This is a genomic window from Massilioclostridium coli (assembly GCF_900095865.1).
GTDB lineage: Bacteria > Bacillota > Clostridia > Oscillospirales > Ruminococcaceae > Massilioclostridium > Massilioclostridium facile.
In genome coordinates, this window is sequence record NZ_FMIZ01000004.1 from 49621 (window position 1) to 72464 (window position 22844).

Genomic DNA, 22844 nt, shown 5'->3' on the forward strand with positions numbered 1-22844 from the left:
ATTGATTATGAACTCATTTTCCGGGTTCTTCCAAAAACACAGGGAATTTTTATGGTATACCTTATTTGGCTGCGGTACTGTAGCAATCAATTATATTACGTATCTTTTTTGTGAGTCTTTCCTACAAATTAATTATTTAATCAGCATTGTAGCTGCTTGGTTTCTTAGCTTTTTATTTGCTTTTATCACAAATAAGCTGTTTGTTTTTCAAAGTAAAAGTTTCCAATGGCTTTTACTGTTAAAAGAATTTGGGGGATTTCTTGTTTGCCGTGTGTTTTCCTTAGGAATTGAGTTAGTGACCATGTTTATCAGTGTAGGGATACTTCACTGGAATGATAAATGGATGAAACTGATTTCCAATGGCATAGTTATTTTAATTAATTATATTGGAAGTAAACTGGTGATTTTCCGTGACCGAAATAAATAAACCGTTGAATCCTACTAAGAGTAAGATTCAGCGGTTTTTTGTTTATATAATGATTGTCGATAAAAAATACACTTGTTTTCTTAATTGAATAATATTTTTGAATTTAAAAAAGTGATAGGTAAATATTAGCAAATGTATTTCCGTTGATCCGAGAGAAAATGCAAGAAAGGCATTCATATTTCTTCTAAGAATATTTAAGATGATTTATAGAGAAAATAGCTTTACTTTTATTATAAGAATTTTTATTGATATAAAAAGAAAGATGAAAGAATACAAATAATAATTGTTTTAAGGAAAAATTATTTTTGGTTCAAAAATAACTTAATAAGTACGCTTTGTTCTTATATGGTTTCAATATTTAATCATTTTTTAAAAAGTGTGTTATGATTTTTGCTTATTTTAACTTTATAATTCTATACAATTTTCACAAATAGCAGTTCTGCCACTTGTGAAAATAAAGAAACATGTATCATTTTGTTGATTTTAGCCTACAAACATGTTAAAATTATTAAAGATATTGTATATTTGAGGAGACTTAATATGTTTTGGGAAAAAGATATTGAAACCATGCCTCGTAACCAGTTGGAAGAATTACAACTGGAACGACTAAAATGGGTGGTTGACTATGCCGATAGAAATGTAGAATTCTATCATAAAAAATTTGAAGCAGCGGGGGTAACTTCAGAAAAAATAAAAAGCCTAGCTGATGTAAAATATCTGCCATTTACCACAAAAGCAGATTTACGTGACAATTATCCGTATGGACTTTGCGCAGCGCCAAAAAATAAAATTGTACGTACCCACGCATCTAGTGGGACAACTGGAAAACCAACAGTTGGTTTGTATACCAGAAATGACCTGGAAAACTGGGCAAACCAGGTAGCTCGTTTGGCGGTAGCGGTTGGAGTAACATCGGATGATATTATCCAAATCGCTTTTGGTTATGGATTGTTCACTGGAGCCTTGGGATTGCATTATGGTCTAGAAAAAATTGGATGTGATGTGATTCCAGCTTCTTCCGGAAATACCAAACGTCAGCTGATGTTAATGGAAGATTTAGGAGTAACTGGTTTAGTTGCAACACCTTCTTATGCGATGTATATGAGTGAGGTTGCAAAAGAAACCGGAGCAAAATTAGATGCCTTGAGAATTGGTTTATTTGGTTCCGAAGGATGCACCCCAGAGATGGCACATAAAATTGAAAAGAATTTCCATTTGTTTGCGACTGACAACTATGGTTTAACAGAATTAAATGGTCCAGGTGTTGCCGGTGACTGTATTGAAAAAACTGGGATGCATTTTGCGGAAGACCATTTCCTCCCTGAAATCATCAACAGCGATACATTGGAAGTTAAGGATAGAGGCGAAGAAGGAGAATTGGTAGTAACTACTTTGACCAAAGAAGGGATGCCAATGATCCGTTATCGCACCAAAGATATTACTCGTTTGCATTATGATGCGTGCCCATGTGGTAGGACCCATGTACGTATGGAAAAAGTAAAAGGCCGTTCGGATGATATGATGGTGATTAAAGGAGTCAATGTATTTCCATCTCAAATTGAAAGCGTTCTTGTGGGGATGGCTGAAATTGGTGGCCATTATCAGTTGATCATCCGTCGTGATGCAAAATATCGTGATACTTTGGAAATTAAAGTAGAATTAATTGATGGTTCCTTATTGGAAAATTTCAAGGCTTTGGAAGATTTACAGGCAAGAATTAACGCAAAATTGCGTGAAGTATTGCGTTTGGATGTAAAAGTTTCTTTGGTTCAACCAAAAACTTTGGAACGCTTTGAAGGGAAAGCAAAACGTATTGTTGATTTAAGAGATCAAGTAGAATAAAACAACCATATTGATAAATTGGAGGAATCTAAGGATGAAACAATTGCTTTTAGGAAATGAAGCGGTTGCCCGTGGTTTATATGAAGCAGGCGTATCTGTAATTTCCAGTTATCCTGGTACCCCTAGTACTGAGATTACTGAATTTGCAGCTACTTATGATGAAATGTACTGTGAATGGGCTTCGAACGAGAAAGTTGCTTTAGAAGTAGCCATTGGTGCCTCTTTGGCCGGAAAACGCTCTTTTACAGCAATGAAACACGTTGGTTTAAATGTTGCCGCTGACCCATTATATACTTTATCTTATATTGGCGTAAACGCCGGAGTAGTAATTGCGGTAGCGGATGACCCAGGTATGCACTCTTCTCAAAATGAACAGGACAGCCGCAACCATGCAAAGGGCTCTAAAGTTCCTATGTTGGAGCCTTCCAACTCCGCAGAATGTTTGCTGTTTACCAAATTGGGTTTTGAATTATCCGAAAAGTTTGATACACCAGTATTGTTACGGTTATCTACCAGGGTATCCCATTCCAGAAGTTTATGTGAGTTAAACGATCGGGTAGAATTACCAGATAGACCATATGAGAAAAATATCCAAAAGAATGTAATGATGCCGGCAATGGCAATTCGGAAACACCCAATTGTAGAACAACGTACTGCTGACCTTCGTGCTTATGCGGAAACAGCGGAAATGAACCGTGTAGAGGACAACAATAGTAAAATTGGTGTAATTACAGCAGGTTCCTGCTATCCATATGCCAAAGAGGCGCTGGGAGACAAGGTAAACTATTTGAAACTGGGTATGGCATATCCAATGCCAGTACAGTTAATTAAAGACTTTGTGGCAAAGTGCGATCAGGTTTTTGTTATGGAAGAACTGGATGACTTTATTGAAAGCCATTGTAAAAAATATGGTATTCCCGTTATTGGAAAAGAAGCGTTTTCTTTCTGTGGGGAGTACTCCCAGGCTACTATTAAAAAAGCGATTTTGGGCATTGAACCAGAGTGTTATCATATTGATACGGAAATACCAGGTCGTCCACCTGTAATGTGCGCTGGATGTCCACATAGGGGCGTATTCTATGCTTTAAAACGATTGAATGTATTTGTAAGCGGAGATATCGGCTGTTATACATTAGGTGCAGCAGCTCCATTACAGGCAATTGATGCTTGTGTCTGTATGGGTGCGTCTGTTTCAGGTGCCCATGGTTATTGTAAGGGAGTTGGTCCAGAAAAAGGAAAGGCAACAGTTGCAGTTATTGGCGACTCCACCTTTATTCATTCTGGTATTACCGGCTTAATTGATGTGGCTTATAACCAAGGGAATACCGTTACGATTATTATGGATAACTCGATTACTGGTATGACAGGACACCAGCAAAATCCAACAACAGGCTATACAATTAAAGGGGATCCAACTTCTGCTGTAGATCTGGAAGCTCTGGTAAAAGCAATTGGAATTAAACGGGTTACTGTTGTAGATCCATATGATATTGAAGCGACCTATCAAGCAATTAAAACAGATATTGCGTTAGATGAACCAACCGTAATTATTTCACGCCGTCCATGTGCATTGTTAAAAAATGTAAAACATAATCCTCCATTCCATATTGATACAGAAAAATGTATTGCATGTAAATCCTGTATGAGAATTGGATGCCCTGCTATGAGTTTACATAATGGCAAAGTTCAAATTGACGGTACCCAATGTGTAGGTTGTGGCGAATGCATTAGCCTGTGTAAATTTGGTGCAATCCAAACAAAGGAGGAGAACTAATATGAGTACAAGGTTCAACTTGGGTGTGGAATATGAAAATAAAAGCGATGTAAAAAGTATTATGATTGTTGGAGTGGGTGGTCAAGGCACTTTATTGGCTAGCCGTTTATTGGGAAATGTCATCCAACAAAATGGATATGATGTAAAGGTATCCGAAGTGCATGGGATGAGCCAGCGTGGTGGTTCGGTTGTGACTTATGTAAAATATGGGAAAGAAGTGTATTCCCCGGTGATTGAAAAAGGGGAAGCGGACTATATCCTAGCATTTGAATTATTGGAAGCAGCACGTTATCTGCCTTACTTAAAAAAAGGTGGAAAACTGATTGTGAACACCCAGCAGATTGATCCAATGCCTGTCATTACTGGCGCTGCTGTTTATCCGGAGAATTTATTGGATAAACTAAAAGCCTCAGGGGCAAATGTGATTGATGTAGATGCTTTTTCTACTGCGATGGAAGCGGGTAATCCAAAAGCTGTTAATGTAGCTTTAATTGGTACACTGGCAAAAAATTCTCAATTTACAAAAGAACAATGGGAACAAGCTATTAAAGAAACTGTACCAGAAAAATTTTGTGAATTAAACTTAAAAGCTTTTGAACTTGCTTATGAAAAATAATTCAATACAATAAAAGGAGGTTTGTCCATGTATATTAAGCAGATTTCCGTTTTTTTGGAAAATAAAGTAGGTCGTCTGGTAGAAATTACGGATACCATTGCAAAAGCAGGAATTGATATTAGAGCCGTTTCCTTGGCAGATACCAGTGATTATGGTATTTTACGGGTAATTGTAGATAATCCTGATCAAGCCGAGAAGGTGATTCGGGATGCCGGTTATACAGTAGCAATTACCAACGTGCTTGCAGTGGGAATCCAGGATAAACCAGGTACGTTTACCAAAGTATTGGCGTCGCTTTCTGAGAATGATGTGAATGTGGACTATATGTATGCATTTACAGGAACGCATAATGGTACGGCTTATGTTATCATGAAAATGGATAATTTAGAAAAAGGGATTCAAGTACTACAAAATAATAATGCGGTTGTGTTAAGCACAGATGAAATATATCATTTATAATATGAAATAACAAAACGCCTATTGTGTAATTGTAACAAATTATACAATAGGTATTTTATTTATCTTTTATAAAAGAAATTGGTTTGTAGAACAGATGGAAAATAATTTTGGTATTAAAAAATTGAGACAATAGCAAAACGAAAGATTATATTGCCTAAAATATAGATGTTTTACCAATGGCAGTGAATTTTGATAGAATTAAGCCTCTGCTTTTCGGATAAAACAAAGGAGATTGCTATATTTTTAATTGTTCATGTTTGCTAACATGGTTTTATTTAATTTTATGTTTTTTTGCAACTGTTTTAGTATAGGAATATATACTAAATGCAAAATTGAAATATCATGATTTTTAACCAATTATGATTATCGATCAAGAAAAAATGGAAAAAGGTTAGTTTGAACGGTTTCTCAAAAATTTTGGAATAACTTAAGTATATTGTACAAGAGGAAATAACGATGACATTGCAACAACTACGGTATATTATTGAAATTGTAAATAGTGGCTCGATGAGTGCAGCCTCTGAAAAATTGTTTCTTACACAGCCCAGCCTGTCCATGACAGTAAAAGAATTGGAACAAGAATTGGGGATTGAAATATTTTTACGGACAAACCGAGGAATTTCATTGACAAATGACGGAGTAGAATTTTTAGCATATGCCCGCCAAGTTGTAGAACAAGTTGACCTTTTAGAAAGTAGATATCATACAAAAAAACCTTCCCGCCGAATCTTTTCAGTATCCACCCAACACTATGCTTTTTCAGTCAACGCTTTTGTCAATCTGGTAAAAGAGTACAATCACAATGAATATGAATTTACTTTACGTGAAACCAAAACACATGAAATTATTGAGGATGTGAAAGAATTTCGCAGTGAAATAGGAGTACTCTTCTTGAGCAGCTTTAACCAAAAAGTTATTAAAAAAAACTTGCGGGAAAGTGGTTTGGTATTTCATCCCCTTTTCGAGGCAAAAGCCCATGTATTTATTAGTAAAAACAATCCACTGGCACAAAATCGTCAGGTGACATTAAAAGATTTACAAGAATATCCATGCCTTTCGTTTGAACAAGGACAGTATAATTCTGCTTATTATTCGGAAGAATTGCTTAGTAATGTATGTCATCCTAAAAATATTATGGTGAGTGATCGAGCAACTTTATTTAATTTATTGATTGGATTAAATGGTTATACCATTTCTACTGGTATTTTAAGCGAGGATTTAAATGGAAAGGATATTGTATCTGTACCACTTAATGTTGAAGAAAGAATGACAGTAGGATATATTGTACATAAAAATATTGGATTGAGTAAAATTGCCTTATCCTATATTGAAAAGTTACAACACTATATTTTTCAACAATTAAACGAAAAAATGAAGAAACTCTGGTAAAAAAATTATCATGTATCATTTTTTATGATGGTTGTTACAATATTTTGTGATTTTAGAAAAGATATTGATTTATATGGGAAATAATGCTATTATGAAAAATAAATAAAGGTATTTTGATCAATATAGAAGATAATAGTACTACTTTTGATCCAAAGAGAAGAAAAAAGGAGAGAAAGAATATGGCATCCAACATTATAAAAATTATGGAGCCAATAATTTATCAGCTGAGAGAAAATCCAATCCATATGATTCGAAATATCCAACGGATGAAACAATATAAAAAGAAACATAAAAATCAGTTGATAAATAAAGAGCATACCATGTTAGAAGAGGTATGTTTTGATCCACAGGAAAATATTACAGTCTATTTAGATTTTTTATGTGAAAAAATTTTTCCTTTAAATACAGCTAAAAAACCACTACAAAAACGGATACAGGGTGCAAAATTACATCAACATAACCATGAATTTTTTGAGATGTTTTATCTATATTCAGGAGGATGTACCTGTTGTTTAGGAGATCGGGAGATAGAACTTCAACCAGGATCTATTTGGATTTTAAATACAAAACTACCTCATAGCATCGTATTACATGATAATAGTACCAATTTAATTAATATATTAGTGCGGAGCTCTAGTTTTTCTCATACACTAATGGAGTTATTGAAACCGGATAATTGTTTTTATCATTTTTTTGTAAATGATGTTTTTGGGGAAGAAACAACAGCCGATTATATGTCGTTTCAATTAGAACCAGATTCTATGTCAGAAATTTATTTAAGTCAGATTTTAAAGGAATATCTGCAACAAGAAAAAGCATCTCAAACCATTATGTTGTATTTGTTTTGCTGTTTATTGGTGGAACTATCCCGCTTATATGAACAGCAAATTACAATAAAAGCAAAAGATAAATTGAGTTTATGCGATATTCTTGGATATATGAAAGAAAACTATACTTCAGTGACATTACAGGATTTATCAGAGCATTTTCATTATTCCTCCCATTATATTTCCGAGTTATTATTACAGTATACTGGAAAACGTTTTTTAAAAATTAAAAATGAGTTATGTTTGAAAAAGGCAAAAGAAATGCTTGCAAATACTGATTTATCTATTGATCATATCGCTATGACAGTAGGATATGAATACCGAAGTAGTTTTGATGCAACTTTTAAAAAAGAATTTCATATTACTCCAAAACAATATCGGAAGCAATTAGATGAAATTATAATACATAATAATAAAGCAGAATAAAAATATCTTTTGTTGTTTGATTTAAAGATGTAGGGGATACTATAATATTAACTTTTTTGTATTATTGTTATATAATTAAAAAAATATAAAAATATGACAAGAAAACATTAAAATAATATTGTGAAACGGTTTGGATTGTGGTATACTTTTAGACGTTCTTTGAAAGTCTTGCTAAGAGAATAGAATCAATACAATGGAGATGAATACTTTGCTGGATTTAACGCCTAAGCGCAATCGTCATACAATTGCTCCAGTACGGATTATTTGTTTTAGTTTTTTATTAATTATTCTTGTAGGAACAATTTTATTAACCCTTCCCATATCTTCAAAAGCGGGAACGGTTACTTCTCCTTTAAACTGCTTATTCACTGCAACTTCAGCTACTTGTGTAACAGGATTAGTTGTATATGATACGTTTACCCAGTGGACACCATTTGGGCAAGGGGTTATTTTGGTACTCATCCAGTTGGGTGGATTAGGGTTAGTAAGTTTTACGACATTTTTTACTCTTTCTATCCGTGGAAAATTAGGGCTACGTGATTTGCGGATAGCTGGGGAACATATGAATTTTGGCAGCTTAGATGGGATTCAAAGTGTTATGAATACCATTATTCGTGTAACCCTTTTATGTGAAGGCATTGGCGCTATTTTATTAATGTTCCGTTTTATTCCCATGTTTGGATTAGAAGGTATTTTTGTTTCTGTCTTTATGGCGGTTTCAGCTTATTGTAATGCTGGTTTTGATTTGTTAGGACAATTAGAGCCTGGAGCTAATTTAACAGTAATAGCGGACGATTGGTTTGTGCAGCTAGTATTAGCGGCTTTAATTATCGTGGGTGGCTTAGGTTTTATTGTTTTCCATGATATTTTTACTTCTAGAAGGCACCATGAAAAAGTGCATAACTTAATGTTACATTCTAAGATAGTGTTAATTACGACAGGGCTATTATTATTGATAGGAACTGTATTAATTTTTATTTTAGAATATAATCATACCTTAAGTGGAAAACCATTGTGGGAAAAAGCTGTGAATTCGTTTTTCAGTTCTACAACCGCCCGTACAGCAGGATTTAATGTAATTAATTATGGCGAGGCTGTCCCTTTAACTAAAATGCTAACCTGTGTATTGATGTTTATTGGAGCGTCCCCAGGTGGTACAGGGGGTGGTGTAAAAACATCTACTCTATTTGTATTGTTAATGACAGTATACAGTGTGATGAGGGGGTTTGAGGACACCACGACATTTAAGCGCCGTGTAGGGCGTTCCACCATTTATAAAGCGATTGCTTTGGTGTTTTTTTCTATTATGCTATTGACTATTTCTACAATATTATTGATGATTTTCGATAGTGATCAAAGTGGATTAAATTTATTATTTGAGACTACATCAGCCTTTTCTACCACTGGATTAAGTGCAATTGGTTCTGGAAATCTTTCGGCACCGTCTAAAATTGTTTTAATTTTATTGATGTATATTGGAAGGGTAGGACCCATTTCATTTATTTTAACATTAAATAGTACCTATGGTTCTAAAGGTAAAAATATGACTTTACCAGAAGGAAAAGTGATGGTAGGGTAACTTCTATTGTATAAAACTGCTTAAATCCCGAAATTTTTTTGGATTTAAGCAGTTTTTTGATTAATTAGATTGATTTTTATAATAATTTGTTGACAATTAACAAATATTCCGATATAATGATAGATAATTAGAAAATAGAAAAAATAATCCAAATATAACGGAAGAATAACATATTATTTGGTAATAAAAGGAGAATGAAATATGCAAAACGGTTTTTCACAACCACCTTACCCAAATCCCAATATGCCACCATACTATCCACCTCAACCGCCACGTAAATCCAGTGGAAAATCAATCGCTTCTTTAGTGTTGGGAATCATTTCAGATGCATTATTGGTAATTACTTGTTGTGTTTTCCCTTGGATTTCATTAATATGCTCTATTATTGGTATTATTTTAGGGATGTTAGGGAAAAAAGAAAATTCGAATGGAGTTGCAATTGCCGGATTAATCACCAATATTATTGCATTGGTTTTATCTATTGCAATGGTATTTTTGGTTATTTTAGTTTATATTGGTATCTTGGATACTTCTGGATGGTACTATAATTATTCTTTCTATAGTCCATTTATTCAATAATGAGGAATTAGATAAAGACCTGTAGTAAATTACTACAGGTCTTTTATTATGTCGGAAATTGAAGCCATATTATTGACAATAGATAGAAAAATAGATATATTAAATAATGGAAAATAATATAATAATGATGGCATAAATTGAAACTTTATTTAGCTCAGGAGGAAAAATAATGGAGATTTTAAAATGTAAAATGTGTGGAGGAGATATCCAAGTAGAAGGAAACCAAGGATTTGGAACCTGTGAATACTGTGGAACCACCATGACTTTACCAAAAATAGATAGCGAACAACAGGCCAACCAGTTTAATCGCGGAAATCATTTTAGAAGGAATGGAGAATTCGATCGTGCCTACCAAGTATATGAACGTATCATAGAGCAGAATCCTACTAATGCGGAAGCTCATTGGTGCTTAGCATTGAGCAGATATGGGATTGAATATGTAGAAGACCCAACCAGCCATGAGAGAATACCAACTTTTCACAGAATGAGCTATGACCTGATCATGAATGATGCTGATTATCAGGCGGCATTACAGTATTCAGAAGGGATAACCCGTTCGTTATATGAAAAAGAGGGGAATCGGATAGCGGAAATCCAGAAAGGGATGCTGGCGATATCACAGCAGGAAGATCCATATGATGTATTTATTTGTTATAAAGAAACGGATGAGAAAGGAGAAAGGACGCAGGACAGTGTGATAGCCCAGGATATCTACTACCAATTGGTAAATGAAGGGTATAAAGTGTTTTTCTCACGGATTACATTAGAAGGAAAATTGGGACAAAAATATGAGCCCTATATTTTTGCAGCATTAAACAGTGCAAAAACAATGCTGGTAGTGGGAACAAAACCAGAGTATTATAATGCAGTATGGGTAAAAAATGAATGGGGTAGATACCTACAATTGATGAAAAAAGATAAAAATCGGTTAATAATTCCATGCTATCGAGATATGGATCCATATGACTTGCCAGAGGAACTATCTTATTTCCAAAGCCAGAATATGGGGAAAATAGGATTTATACAAGATTTAATTCATGGGATAAAAAAGATATTATCCGACAAACAGGAACCTGTCCAAGCAACAGTACAGCAGGCTGTATCTGTCCAGAATACGGTGAATGACCAATTGCGAAATATTGTGGCATTGGGTTTCATGGATTTAGAACAGGGGAAAAATGAGTCCGCAGAACAAACTTTTCGAGACGCATTGAAAATGGATATGAAATGTGCTGAAGCATATTTGGGATTATATATTGTAACCCATAGCAAAGGGCATAAAAATTTGCAAGGAGAGTTAAACTCATATGCATCCAAAATGAAACGGTATGCTCCACAAATGACAGAATTTGAAAAAGAACTGTTTCAAGATGAAATGCAGTTGAAAATTGTACAGTCATACCTTTATATGAAGGACAACGATCGTATTAAAACAATTCTACAGATACAACCGGATATTTTAGAATCCAGAATATATGAACCAACAGCCCATTATCCGTTGTTGACCTGGGCCATTTTAGAAAAAGATATGGAAATGGTGGCCGTCTTATTAGAAAATGGAGCAAATCCAAATGGAGAGAGAATTTGTACAACAGATTATGCCGAAGTACATATTAGCCCGTTAGGGGATGCTATTTGGAATGAACCAAATGTAGAGATTGTAAGGTTGCTATTGCAATATGGAGCGGATGCCAATGGATATAGAGTATATCAAAAAGACAATGAGTATGCTGTATACAGTTTACTATCCGATGCCATTTGGAATGCACATAATATAGAGATGGTACAGCTATTGCTACAACATGGCGCAAACCCCAATTTTATGTATCAAAGCCATAATGAAGATGGAACAGTAGATGAATATACTATGTTATCCGATGCCATTATTTATGCACAAAATATGGATATGGTGCAATTATTGTTGCAATATGGAGCCTCTTTAGATACTGAAATTACAGTGGAAAGAAGAAAAAAACCAATCCGGAAATTTCCATTCCGCCGTTTAATGAAAACGACCATATCCCCTGACTTTTTAAGACAGTTAAAAACTATTGGTTGGAAAGAGGGATGGTTTTAATCTCTAAAAGTAAAAATACTGTAAATACCAGCTGGTATTTCGGAGAATAAAAAAAGCAATTAAACTGATCATAAACAGTACAGCATACCACCAGTGAAATTTTATTTTAATCGGTTTATCTGCAAAGAAAATAGAATGGATGGTAAACCAAATAAGAAATAATAACCCTATAACAATCCACAGGAAAAAGTAAGGATTGTATCGAAAGGCTTGTAATAAATCCAACTGTATGATACAATCGAACATACGGGTTAATCCACAGGACCAGCAAGCTAATCCAGTGGTGTTTTTTATGATACAACCTTCTGATAGTCCCATCCATTGGGTGGGATACCATTGGAAGTGATGGAATAAAAACCAGCCAACGAACAATACGGTCCAGATACCGATACATAAAATACGTTTTGTTTTATGGGAAAGTGTCAATGGAAAATCCCTTCCTTTCAAAAATCTCAAATAGGGGTGTTATGATGGAACGACAAGAAAAAATTTTTCAGCATGTGACCAAATATCTCACCATTGGTTTTATCCTTTTCGGACTAGTGATGACGATATACAATCTATTTTATTCTACACCATACTATATAGCTTTAAGTGCGGCATCTATTTTGTTCGCATTTATCCCTGCTGTGGTGTACAAGATATTCCGATTAAAACCAGTATACTCGTTAACTTTTTTATCCGATTTATTTTGCATTTTAGCCTTTACCATAGGGATGGTATTTCATGGTTATACAACCCTTCCCGGCTTTGATAAATTTGTGCACACATTATCAGGGGTATTTTTTGCCTTGGTAGGGTTAGGCCTTTATTATCTGTTAAAGCCAGATCGAACAATGCAAAAATCCGATGGACCACAAGCAATTGTGTTTAGTGTCTCGTTTGCTATGTTAATTGCGGTAGTATGGGAAATTTTTGAGTACGCAATTAATTTAGTGTTGCATAATGACCCGCAAAAAGTGTTAAATACTGGTGTAAATGATACGATGCTGGATATGATTGTGTGTTTGATTGGCGCACTGTTTTTGGCTATCTGTATGTATTTTTATTATCAAAAAGGAAAAAAAGAGTTTTTTATGCGAACCTTTGAAATCTTTTGTATTAAGAATATTCAGAGAAAATAATTTATTTTTTTACCCATTTACAGCATTGCTGTAAATGGGTTTTTTATTGATTAGGGAAACCACCGGCTATGCCAGTGGAGGTGCCTCGTAAAAAAGCTTTCGCTTCAAATATCGAGCGAAGCGAGCTACTAACAAGCAATCTAGCAAGTTCATCAAGCTCGGAAAGAAGCATAAGTGCCTGTTTACGGGCGGCGGAGCAGTAGATGCAAGAGAAAGAATGTTCAGTGCATCTTTAGATGCCCGCCAGTAAAATGCCCTTCTAGGGCTTAATCAAGCCTCCGGCTTAGCCGGAGATCATGGCTGCTATAATAACACAAATAAATAGATTGTTAAATGACTTGGATTATATGTAAATAAATAATATCTATTTTAGAAATTTTGCACTTACTATTTTATCAATTCTTATTTTGGGTCATAAAATATTAAACCTTATCCAATAGGAAAAATATGATTCATTTTCGTCAATAGTATATTTACAGCCAAAAAGGTTTCGTATGATAAATCATTTTTATTACATCATGTTAAACCATATTTTGTTCCGTATGGTTTTTATTATAATAAAATTTTATCATAAATACAACTGGGATTTTGTTCTGTTTTTTCGGTAGCATCCATATAATTTGGATATGGGGTGATGCCAGTGAATTGGAAACAGAAATTATTTGGTTCGGTTTGTGTTCTCTTAGTAGCTGCAATCGGATGCAATTTTATTGGAGCTGTTCAGAAATATACATCTTCCCAGTCGTTGGTGCAGGCAGCAGATGGAAAACCAATCCAGTGGGTAACATTTGATCCCCCTTATTCTGCATTAGTAAAAGCAATGAACTATGATATAGAGAGCCAGTCTCAAGAAATCCAAATTGACTGGGTGGATCTGCTCGCCTATTTATCCGCCAGTTATTGGGGGGAATGGAAAAAGTATAAGGCAAAAGATATGGAGGAAGCAGTAGAAAAGTTAAAGTCAGGTGTAAAAATAGAAGAACTAGCAGCCGATTATCAATATTTTTCTTATTATCAACAAGCTTATACCGCTGTACTTGGCGGGATGGTAGGGGAATATCAAATTGGAAATGGAGAAACCGATGCTTCTGGTAACCCTATTATGGAAACAAAATATGGATTAAAGGCATATTCCCCAATTGCATATGGATATTCTTTTAGCCATTATGATGATTTTGGAAATTCCCGAAACTATGGATATAAACGAAAGCATCTTGGAAACGATCTGCTTGCTTCAATTGGAACGCCAATTGTCGCAGTAGAAAGTGGGATTATTACCCATATAGGTTGGAACCAATACGGTGGATGGAGAATTGGCATCCGAAGTTTAGATGGAAAGCGGTATTACTACTACGCTCACTTGAGAAAAGACCATCCCTTTCGGCAAGACTTGACAGAAGGTACCTTAGTGGAAGCCGGTGATTTGATTGGTTATGTTGGAATGACTGGATATAGCACGAAAGAGAATGTGAACGGGATGCAAGTACCACATTTGCATTTTGGCATGCAGTTGATTTTTGATCCATCCCAGGAAGAAGGAGAACATGAGATTTGGATTGATGTGTATGAAATTATTAAATTACTGGAAAAACACAAATCGCCCCTCTTGCAGCAAGAAGGGCAATCCGATTATATTCGTAAATATGAATTTGTTGACCCAACAGTAGAAGAATATGTTCGTAAAGGTTCAGATATAACCCCACAACCCTCTAATTGAGGCTTCTCCGTGATGGATATATTGTTGCTTACCGTCAATTTCACAAATTAATTGGCCAGTATCTGAAATAGCAACTGCTTTGCCTTGTTTTTCTACTTGGTGAAATAATACCCGGACCTGTTTTCCCAGTGTAATACAATGCTTTTGATATTGTGGTAGGATGCCTTCTACAAAACCTAATTTTTGGTATTGTTTCCACAATTGGTTGAATTCCTCCAGATAACCGGATAAGATTTCTTCCATGGTATAGTTTTTTTGGGTTTCCAACCATAAGCTAGTAGCATAAGTAAGCTGTTGTTGCTCAAATTTGTTTTGCGTTTGATGCAAGTTAATCCCAATCCCACAAACCACATGAATGGAGGAACCTTCAATTGTACTTTCACATAGAATACCGGAGACCTTTTTTTGGTGAACAACAATATCATTTGGCCATTTAATTCCAGCATCTGAAACAGATAATTTTTGAAATAATACTATTTCAGCTAAGCCACAAATCAAAGATAAAAAACTTAAATCCTGCGGTTGGCAATTTTTTAGTACAAAGGAAAAAGCAATTGCGTCCCCAGGCGCAATCTCCCAAGACCTTCCTTTGGTACCTTTTCCGCCAGTCTGGCAATCAGTATAAACAACAGTGCCATTTTCTAGTAGGTCCATTCGCTGTTTACAATAGGTATTCGTAGAATCCACTTGCTTTAAATAGATGGTGCGGTGCCCAACAAAAAATGGTTTCAAAACCGTTCCACCTCCACTGTATGCATGGCGATACCAGCTTTGGTAATATCAATAACGCCGTAGCTGGGTAAACCGTTCCGTGGCAATGTTATGCTGCCAGGGTTCATAATATATAAGCCGTCTTCATAGTCTGTAAAGTTTTTATGGGTATGGCCATATAATGCAATAGAGGCATTTTCCATCCGCGCTTTGGCTTTTAATTTGTCCAAATTGGATTTTACACCATAAATATCCCCATGGCATGCAAATATAAGATTACCATTACAGTCAATAGTACGGGTTAGTTTTTCATCGGAATAGCGGTCACAGTTGCCATGTACCGCAAGAAATTTTTGTTCCGGATACAGGCAGCGGATATCCTCTAACTCCTGCAAACCATCTCCAAGATGTAGGAATAAATCAGTAGAATCCAGGTGGCGCTTTATGACCCAGTGTAACCGTTTAAAGTTTCCGTGAGAATCGGATATGACGATTATTCTCATAACTTTTTACCTCCGGCAAGATATTTGTATGGTAAAACTTATTTTATCATAAAAAATTTAGAAAGAAAAGGGGACTCCTATGAACAACAAATCTTCTCAAACCAATATGGATGATTTTTTACAAAAACACAAAAATATGAAGGGCAAGCAGCCAGAAGAGATTTTAAAATCCTTAAAGCCAGAGGATGCTGAAAAAGTGCGTAATATTATGAATAACCCTGAAATGACAAAAAAAATTTTAAATTCCCCACAAGCTCAGGCGTTAATGAAAAAATTGATGGGTGGTAAACATGAGTGAAGATTTATCCCAAATGCTGCAAAATTTTTTGGGAACGAAAGAAGGGCAGCAACAGCTACAGTCAGTAGCGGAAATGCTTGGTTCGGGAGAGGGCGGTTTTGACCTTTCCCAGCTAAGTGGGCTGTTGGGTGGAGGGGAATCACCAAAAAAGGAAGAACAAAAACCCACCGCAATGGATTTTGGTGGGTTGGATATGAATATGATTATGAAATTACAACAGATGATGGGACAGTTCAATAGCCATGACAAAAATACAGATTTAATCATGGCGTTAAAGCCGCATTTAAAGCCAGAACGTCAGTCCAAAGCAGACGATGCTATTAAGATTATGCGGTTAATCTCCCTTTTACCTTTGCTAAAAGACAGTGGATTGTTTGGTAAGCTGGGTGGGGAATAATACGGGAAGGAGGAGTAAAATGGCACAACAATATTCTCATTCCGAAATGATGGCGATGCAGCAGGATGCAATCCGCAGGGTACAAGAAATGCATCGGCGTTCTCAGCAAAAAATTCAAAATCAATCCCACCATTCCCGTAATAATACCCATCCATCCTCCCAGCAGAAAAATCAGGAATTTCCTGACAAAAAACAGAATAGCCAACAGCCTATTGTACCCGCTAAGCCAAACGAAGAATCTCCATTATCCAAAATTTTAACAGATTTAAATCTGGACCATGACCGGATTATCATTTTAGCTTTAATTGTACTGTTGTTAAATGAAGGTGGAGATAAACTATTGATTTTAGCGTTGTGCTATCTATTAGGATAGTATTTAGAATTATATTTGAGTATTGGCGTTTTGATTTTGTTGTGATATAATACAAGATAGTTCAACCAAAATCCAATTAGATAAAATCTAATTTTGATAGGAGATACTGATAAAACCAGGAGATAGTTCCCGGTTTTATCAGTCTTTCTTTGTGCTCATTCAAAGGACAAGGCTGTTTTCTGTCAGGAGGTACAGTATGGTATTGCTAACATTAGATCAGATAACAAAATCTTATACAGAAAAAAAGCTATTGAATCAAATCAGTTTTACCTTAAACGAAGGGGATAAAGTAGGAGTTATTGGAATTAATGGTACGGGAAAATCCACCCTGTTAAAAATAGTTGCTGGGATTGAACAGCCGGATCAGGGAAAAGTGGTAAAAAGCAATTCGGTACGGATTGGGTACCTGCCACAAAACCCTGTGTTCACCCCTGGAAACACTGTTTTAGAGCAGGTATTAGATGGAATATCAAACCAGTTGGATACCAAAGAATATGAAGCAAAGGCGATGCTGCAGAAATTAGGGATTGCAGACGATACCCAGTTAGTGGATGAACTATCTGGTGGGCAGAAAAAGCGAGTAGCAATTGCGGCTGCACTGCTCCATCCCTGTGAAGTCCTAGTAATGGATGAACCTACTAACCATTTAGACCATAAAATGGTAACTTGGCTGGAAGAGTATTTGAAAAAATATCGTGGAGCATTGTTGATGGTAACCCATGACCGCTATTTTCTAGACCGTGTTACCAATCAAATTTTAGAAATTGACCGTGGCGCTATTTACCAATATGAAACCAATTATTCTGGTTTTGTACAGCGAAAAGCAGAACGTGAAGAAATGGAAGCTGCTTCAGAACGCAAACGGCGTTCTCTATTAAAGAAAGAGTTAGCTTGGATGCAGCAGGGACCAAAAGCACGAGGTACCAAAAGTAGATACCGAATTGAGCGATATGAAGAATTAAGCAGCCAACAAGGAAATCTACCAGAACAACAGTTAGAATTAAATTCCTTGGCATCTCGCTTAGGAAAAAAGATTGTAGAACTAGAGAATATTTCAAAATCCTATGATGGACAGCTTTATATTAACCAGTTTAGTTACAATTTGTTGCGCAATAGCAGGATAGGAATTGTCGGCCCCAATGGATGTGGAAAATCCACATTGCTAAAGATTATTTGTGGAAAAATCCAGCCGGATTCTGGAATAGTACATATCGGAGAAACGGTTAAATTTGGATATTTTTCTCAGGAATGTGATGAAATGGACCTTTCCATGCGGGTGATTGATTATATCAAGGAAGTGGCAGAAAGGATTCAAACTCCAGATGGTGTTTTGACTGCTAGCCAGTTATTGGAGAAATTTTTGTTTCCCGGGGATTTGCAATGGAATACGATTGGAAGATTATCCGGAGGAGAACGGCGGCGGTTATTTCTTTGCCGCATTTTGATGAATGTTCCTAATGTGCTTTTATTGGACGAGCCTACCAATGATTTGGACATCCAAACGATGGTAGTGTTGGAGGATTATCTGGAACATTTTGATGGTGCTGTAATTGCGGTTTCCCATGACCGTTACTTTTTAGATAAAATGGCAGATTTTATTTTTGCTTATCAACCTGGTGGGATTATCCGACAATATGTAGGCGGTTATACTGATTATGAACAGCAGATCAATTCGGAAGAACTATCTTCTAAACCAGTTCAATCCAACGGAAAAAATGTAAAAAATATACGGCCTAAAAAGCAGGATATGCCAAAAACAAAATTTAGTTATAAAGAACAGTATGACTATGACCACATTGACGGTGAAATTGAAGCATTAGAACAAAAGTTGGCAGAAGTTGCCCGCCTGATTGAAGAACAGTCCAGCGATTATAGTAAGCTGCAGGAATTGCTGGAAGAACAGGAACAATTGAATGAAAAACTGGAAGAAAAAACAGAACGCTGGGTCTATTTGAACGAGCTGGCGGAACAAATAGAAAATGCGAAAAAATCATGAATTATCAATTGATACGTTCTAAACGAAAAACAGTAGCGATTCAAATCAAACAAGATGGGACGATTCAAATTAAAGCACCGAATCGTCTTCCCTTGCGGTACATCGAACAGTTTCTTCGGGAAAAGCAAGGATGGATTCGGCAGCATGTTTATCAGATGTCACAATGGATGGAACAGAAACAGCAGTTTTCTATTCAACCGGGGGACAACATGTTGCTGTTGGGAAAAGAGTATCCAGTTCAGTTGGGGGACCAAGTATGTTTTCGAGAAAATAATTTTTATGTCCCCAAAATGGAATTTTCAGCATTGCAGCCAAGATTAATACAGCTTTATCGTGAACTTGCACAACAAATCATTCTTCCACGTGTAGAATGGTATGCAAAAAAAATGGGGCTATCCCCTACTTCAGTGAAAATTAGTTCCGCAAAGAAACGCTGGGGTTCCTGCTCTGGGACAAATCGGATTAACTTTAGCTGGAGGTTGGTAATGGCCCCTTTGTCAGCTGTGGATTATGTGGTGGTACACGAACTTTGCCATATGATAGAACATAACCACTCAGCAAATTTTTGGAAGTTAGTTTCCCAGATTGTTCCGGATTATTCAGAGCAAAAGCAACAGTTAGCAGAACTTTCCTATCGTTTGATACAAGAAAATTGGGGTGATTAAATGGTGACAATTTGGGTGGATGCAGATGGATGTCCGGTTGTAAACCAAACAATTCAGATTGCTTCAAAATATCAATTGGATGTTTGGCTGGTGTGCGATACTTCTCATGAATACCATCGGGAAGGTGCAAGAACTCTGGTAGTGTCTAAGGGGAGAGATAGCGCTGATTTCGTTTTGGTAAACCGTATCTGTAAAAATGATATTGTGATTACCCAAGATTATGGTCTAGCTGCCATGTGCTTGGCAAAACAGGCAGTTGTAATCAATCAGGATGGAATGCGATACAATGAATTTAACATTGACAGTTTATTGTTAGCACGGCATACAGCAAGAAAAATCCGAAATAGCGGCGGTAGGTTAAAAGGGCCTTCTAAACGGACAGAGCAACAAAATAAGATTTTTCAGAGAGAATTAGAACAGTTAGTAATAAATCAATTTGAAATATAGGAGGTGGGGTAGGATGAAAGTTACCATTATTCATTCTAACGGGAGAAAAGAGAACACATGGGAGATTACCCAGATGTTCCGGTATCAACTATCAAAATATCAAAAAATAGAATTTAAAGAGCATGATTTATCTTCTGAGTTTCCTTATTTTTGTACAGGTTGTCATAACTGTTTTTTACATGGAGAACAAACCTGTCCCCATTTTCAAAAATTGCAGCCTATTTTAGAGGATTTCCTCTCTGCAGATGGGGTGATTTTAGATAGCCCTGTATATTGCATGGATGTTAGCGGGCAGATGAAGTCTTTTTTAGACCATCTTGGTTATATGTGGATTGCGCATCGTCCACGAATCGCTAATTTCTTTGCGGTTGGAATGGCAATCTCTACAGCAAGCAATGGAGGTTGTAGTTATACAAATAAAACTATGGAGCGCAGTTTCGAATATTTAGGATTCCGGCGTTGGTATCATCTTGGTGTGTTAAAATCGGAAATTGAGGAGGAAAAGACCAGAAAAAGGGTTGTAAAAGCAGCAAAAAAATTTTATCAAACTATGCTAAATAAGGATGAGATTCATCCTCACCTTTATCAACAACTATTCTTCCAAATCATGAAAAAGAAAATTTTATCTGCTGACCAGCTTTCTTTAGACCGGCAATACTGGGATTCAAAAGGGTGGCTAGAAGGGATGAAGCCCTGGAAATACGAATAAAATGGTGGAAATTTTCTTTTGAGAAAGAAAATTTTTGGAAGTAAAATGTTATAAAAATAGAAAATTCTATAATAGAGGTGATTCCATGAAAAATAAGGACTGTCCCTGTAAAAGGAAACAGTGTAAACGGAGGGGAGATTGCGCTGCATGTATCCAGCATCATCGTCAATCGAAAAGAAAGCAAACAACCTGTGAACGGATAAATAAAAACAACACCAGTAAATCAATGGAACAATTATTTGTGTGATAAAATGTTAGGAGACTAATAATTTAAACGAAAGGGTTTATTCCTAGTTGTTTCAATCATTTTGCTAGTATTTTAAAATTAGGGAAAAGGTATTTTTTGTTGATATCTTTTTAGATAGAATTGGAAAGTTTATTTGGTAAAAAAACCTGCTAACAAAAGTCAAGTACTTTTAGGCAGGTTTTAAAAATTACTTCATCAATCTATTTTTGTGTACAACAAAAAGGCTGGCGTTGTTTCCAGCCTGTATAATCACGTAAGATTTTTGCCTTATTGGTAAATTTCCGTTACCCTTGCATAATAAATCCGCAGAAATTTATTCAAACCAGCAATCTTTGCATGTTTCTTACTTTTACCCTCACTTTCCTTTTTCAAAATGTAGTTATACACAGCATCATCTTTCGGCGCGGGATGACTCTTTAGGACTCGCATCACCTCATATCCGACCTTCCTCAGCGTTGAAGACCCTCGTTTCGTTATCTTGCGTTTTGATCCAATAAACTGCCCCGATTCATACGGTGGTGGATCTATTCCAGCCCATGCTATGAGGGCCTTTGCACTGTGCAGCCTTCTCACATCGCCAATCTCTGCAATCAATTTGACTGCAAGGACATCACCAACTCCGCCCATTTCCCTGACCGTTGAATATTCAGGAAGGGACTTCGCAAGCGTCTGCATTCGTGTTAAAATGAGAGACAGAGAACTATCTACAGTTCTCAATGTTGATACTGCTTCCTGTACTAACATTTTGGTCGATGGGGTACCGGACGACAGTGTGGGAATGCCACTTGAAGATAATTCATAGACTGCCTCAGCCTTGGATCTGCTTCGGTGGTATTTCTTTTCTTCTGCCCAGGCAATATATTCCTCTGTGAATTTTTCAAGGCTCATAGATGTAATTAGATCAAAGTGCCAGAATCTTTCCACAAAGTCGCTGAGTTTGTCCTTTCCATTAGCTTCATTCCAACTGTTAAACATCTTCTTGATACCTGGCATCACATAATCTAGGAGATGCGTCAACTCCTGCAAGGCTTTCACATGAAGATCCATATAGTAGCGGTATCTGCGACCCAGAAGTTTAAGTTCCGCATAGGTTTCTTCAGCGCCCTCATATTTTTGTAACTTAAACCATTTCTCGATTCCGTAGTTCGCAATCATCATGGAATCAAGCTTATCGGTTTTTGCCCCTCTGATACTGTTGTCTTTCGCATATTTTTTCATTGCAAATGGATTAACAACAGATACGAAATATCCTTTGTCATGAAGGAATGTCAAAATAGGAAGATGGTAAATTCCAGTAGCCTCCATTACAATTCGTATCTCTCCATCCAATCTTTGAAGCAAACCATGAAATGCTTCCAAATCCTTCTCTACATGCTGCATTTCAAAAGGTCGGCACACTATTTCTCCGTATGGCTTAAGTATGCAGATAGTGCTTTTCCCTTTCGATATATCAATTCCTACACTTATCATCTTGAACCTCCTATAACTGTTTTTCGTAATTGTTCCAGCCGCACTTATTACCATCCAGTTTAGTTGGTTACGCGGGAGCGAATCCCTACCTGCTTAATCGAATGCTTATAATAAGGGGGTTGGTTAACGGTTTTTATGACGGATGCAATGACCCAAATAAGCCCACGTCAGACCAATTACTCCCCTTATTAT

23 protein-coding genes are annotated in these 22844 nt (G+C 36.2%); 19 read left to right on the plus strand and 4 right to left on the minus strand.

Annotated elements, in window-relative coordinates; genetic code table 11:
- Positions 1–7: 7 nt before the first annotated feature.
- The 10 genes from BQ2683_RS00300 to BQ2683_RS00345 all read left to right on the plus strand — a co-directional run bounded on the left by BQ2683_RS00300 (position 8) and on the right by BQ2683_RS00345 (position 11995).
- Positions 8–427: a GtrA family protein gene (locus BQ2683_RS00300; protein WP_083256309.1), complete on the plus strand. Its 420-nt coding sequence runs from the start codon at positions 8–10 to the stop codon at positions 425–427.
- Between the two features lie 540 nt (positions 428–967).
- Entirely contained in the window at positions 968–2269 is a 1302-nt protein-coding gene (locus tag BQ2683_RS00305; RefSeq protein ID WP_069986734.1) for a phenylacetate--CoA ligase family protein, read from the plus strand.
- 34 nt (positions 2270–2303) lie between these two features.
- Positions 2304–4043: an indolepyruvate ferredoxin oxidoreductase subunit alpha gene (gene iorA, locus BQ2683_RS00310; protein WP_069986736.1), complete on the plus strand. Its 1740-nt coding sequence runs from the start codon at positions 2304–2306 to the stop codon at positions 4041–4043.
- Between the two features lies 1 nt (position 4044).
- Complete coding sequence (locus BQ2683_RS00315) at positions 4045–4659, plus strand: indolepyruvate oxidoreductase subunit beta (protein ID WP_069986738.1); 615 nt, start codon at positions 4045–4047, stop codon at positions 4657–4659.
- Positions 4660–4686: 27 nt separating this feature from the next.
- On the plus strand, positions 4687–5118 hold the full coding sequence (locus BQ2683_RS00320; RefSeq protein WP_069986740.1) for an ACT domain-containing protein: 432 nt from the start codon (positions 4687–4689) through the stop codon (positions 5116–5118).
- A gap of 456 nt (positions 5119–5574) precedes the next feature.
- Positions 5575–6507, plus strand: coding sequence for a LysR family transcriptional regulator (locus BQ2683_RS00325; RefSeq protein WP_069986742.1), 933 nt, complete (start codon positions 5575–5577; stop codon positions 6505–6507).
- Between the two features lie 179 nt (positions 6508–6686).
- Positions 6687–7760 carry an AraC family transcriptional regulator gene (locus BQ2683_RS00330; protein WP_069986744.1) on the plus strand — a complete coding sequence of 358 codons (1074 nt, stop codon included), beginning with the start codon at positions 6687–6689 and terminating at the stop codon, positions 7758–7760.
- Positions 7761–7968: 208 nt separating this feature from the next.
- Complete coding sequence (locus BQ2683_RS00335) at positions 7969–9339, plus strand: TrkH family potassium uptake protein (RefSeq protein ID WP_159427339.1); 1371 nt, start codon at positions 7969–7971, stop codon at positions 9337–9339.
- A gap of 201 nt (positions 9340–9540) precedes the next feature.
- Positions 9541–9918 carry a hypothetical protein gene (locus BQ2683_RS00340; protein ID WP_069986745.1) on the plus strand — a complete coding sequence of 126 codons (378 nt, stop codon included), beginning with the start codon at positions 9541–9543 and terminating at the stop codon, positions 9916–9918.
- 169 nt (positions 9919–10087) lie between these two features.
- Positions 10088–11995 (plus strand): TIR domain-containing protein, encoded by a 1908-nt coding sequence (locus BQ2683_RS00345; protein WP_069986747.1) that lies wholly within the window; start codon positions 10088–10090, stop codon positions 11993–11995.
- A 3-nt stretch (positions 11996–11998) separates the two neighbouring features.
- Here BQ2683_RS00345 and BQ2683_RS13855 read toward each other — a convergent pair whose 3' ends face one another.
- Positions 11999–12313, minus strand: a complete 315-nt coding sequence (locus tag BQ2683_RS13855) for a DUF2752 domain-containing protein (protein WP_416348756.1) — start codon at positions 12311–12313, stop codon at positions 11999–12001.
- A gap of 152 nt (positions 12314–12465) precedes the next feature.
- Between BQ2683_RS13855 and BQ2683_RS00355 the strand changes: the two genes are divergently transcribed.
- Positions 12466–13119: a DUF2238 domain-containing protein gene (locus BQ2683_RS00355; protein ID WP_069986751.1), complete on the plus strand. Its 654-nt coding sequence runs from the start codon at positions 12466–12468 to the stop codon at positions 13117–13119.
- A gap of 640 nt (positions 13120–13759) precedes the next feature.
- Entirely contained in the window at positions 13760–14836 is a 1077-nt protein-coding gene (locus BQ2683_RS00360; RefSeq protein WP_235843869.1) for a M23 family metallopeptidase, read from the plus strand.
- Here the strand turns inward: BQ2683_RS00360 and BQ2683_RS00365 are convergent.
- Positions 14807–15568, minus strand: a complete 762-nt coding sequence (locus BQ2683_RS00365; protein WP_069986756.1) for a biotin--[acetyl-CoA-carboxylase] ligase — start codon at positions 15566–15568, stop codon at positions 14807–14809. The two genes, BQ2683_RS00360 and BQ2683_RS00365, sit on opposite strands and share 30 nt — an antisense overlap.
- On the minus strand, positions 15565–16050 hold the full coding sequence (locus BQ2683_RS00370; RefSeq protein WP_069986757.1) for a YfcE family phosphodiesterase: 486 nt from the start codon (positions 16048–16050) through the stop codon (positions 15565–15567). The genes BQ2683_RS00365 and BQ2683_RS00370 overlap by 4 nt, the downstream gene beginning before the upstream one ends.
- A gap of 79 nt (positions 16051–16129) precedes the next feature.
- Between BQ2683_RS00370 and BQ2683_RS00375 the strand changes: the two genes are divergently transcribed.
- The 7 genes from BQ2683_RS00375 (at position 16130) to BQ2683_RS00405 (ending at position 20935) form a co-directional block, all read left to right on the plus strand.
- Positions 16130–16348, plus strand: coding sequence for a hypothetical protein (locus tag BQ2683_RS00375; RefSeq protein WP_069986758.1), 219 nt, complete (start codon positions 16130–16132; stop codon positions 16346–16348).
- Complete coding sequence (locus tag BQ2683_RS00380) at positions 16341–16745, plus strand: hypothetical protein (protein WP_069986759.1); 405 nt, start codon at positions 16341–16343, stop codon at positions 16743–16745. Before BQ2683_RS00375 ends, BQ2683_RS00380 begins: the two co-directional genes overlap by 8 nt.
- 19 nt (positions 16746–16764) lie before the next feature.
- The gene (locus BQ2683_RS00385; protein WP_069986761.1) at positions 16765–17118 is read left to right on the plus strand and encodes a hypothetical protein; all 354 of its coding nucleotides are present in this window, start codon (positions 16765–16767) and stop codon (positions 17116–17118) included.
- A gap of 196 nt (positions 17119–17314) precedes the next feature.
- On the plus strand, positions 17315–19114 hold the full coding sequence (locus BQ2683_RS00390; protein ID WP_069986762.1) for an ABC-F family ATP-binding cassette domain-containing protein: 1800 nt from the start codon (positions 17315–17317) through the stop codon (positions 19112–19114).
- Entirely contained in the window at positions 19111–19779 is a 669-nt protein-coding gene (locus BQ2683_RS00395) for a M48 family metallopeptidase (RefSeq protein ID WP_069986764.1), read from the plus strand. Before BQ2683_RS00390 ends, BQ2683_RS00395 begins: the two co-directional genes overlap by 4 nt.
- Entirely contained in the window at positions 19780–20226 is a 447-nt protein-coding gene (locus BQ2683_RS00400) for a YaiI/YqxD family protein (RefSeq protein ID WP_069986765.1), read from the plus strand.
- 13 nt (positions 20227–20239) lie between these two features.
- Positions 20240–20935, plus strand: coding sequence for a flavodoxin family protein (locus BQ2683_RS00405; RefSeq protein WP_069986766.1), 696 nt, complete (start codon positions 20240–20242; stop codon positions 20933–20935).
- A gap of 514 nt (positions 20936–21449) precedes the next feature.
- Here BQ2683_RS00405 and BQ2683_RS00410 read toward each other — a convergent pair.
- Positions 21450–22652, minus strand: coding sequence for an IS110 family RNA-guided transposase (locus BQ2683_RS00410; RefSeq protein ID WP_069986768.1), 1203 nt, complete (start codon positions 22650–22652; stop codon positions 21450–21452).
- Positions 22653–22844: the final 192 nt, after the last annotated feature.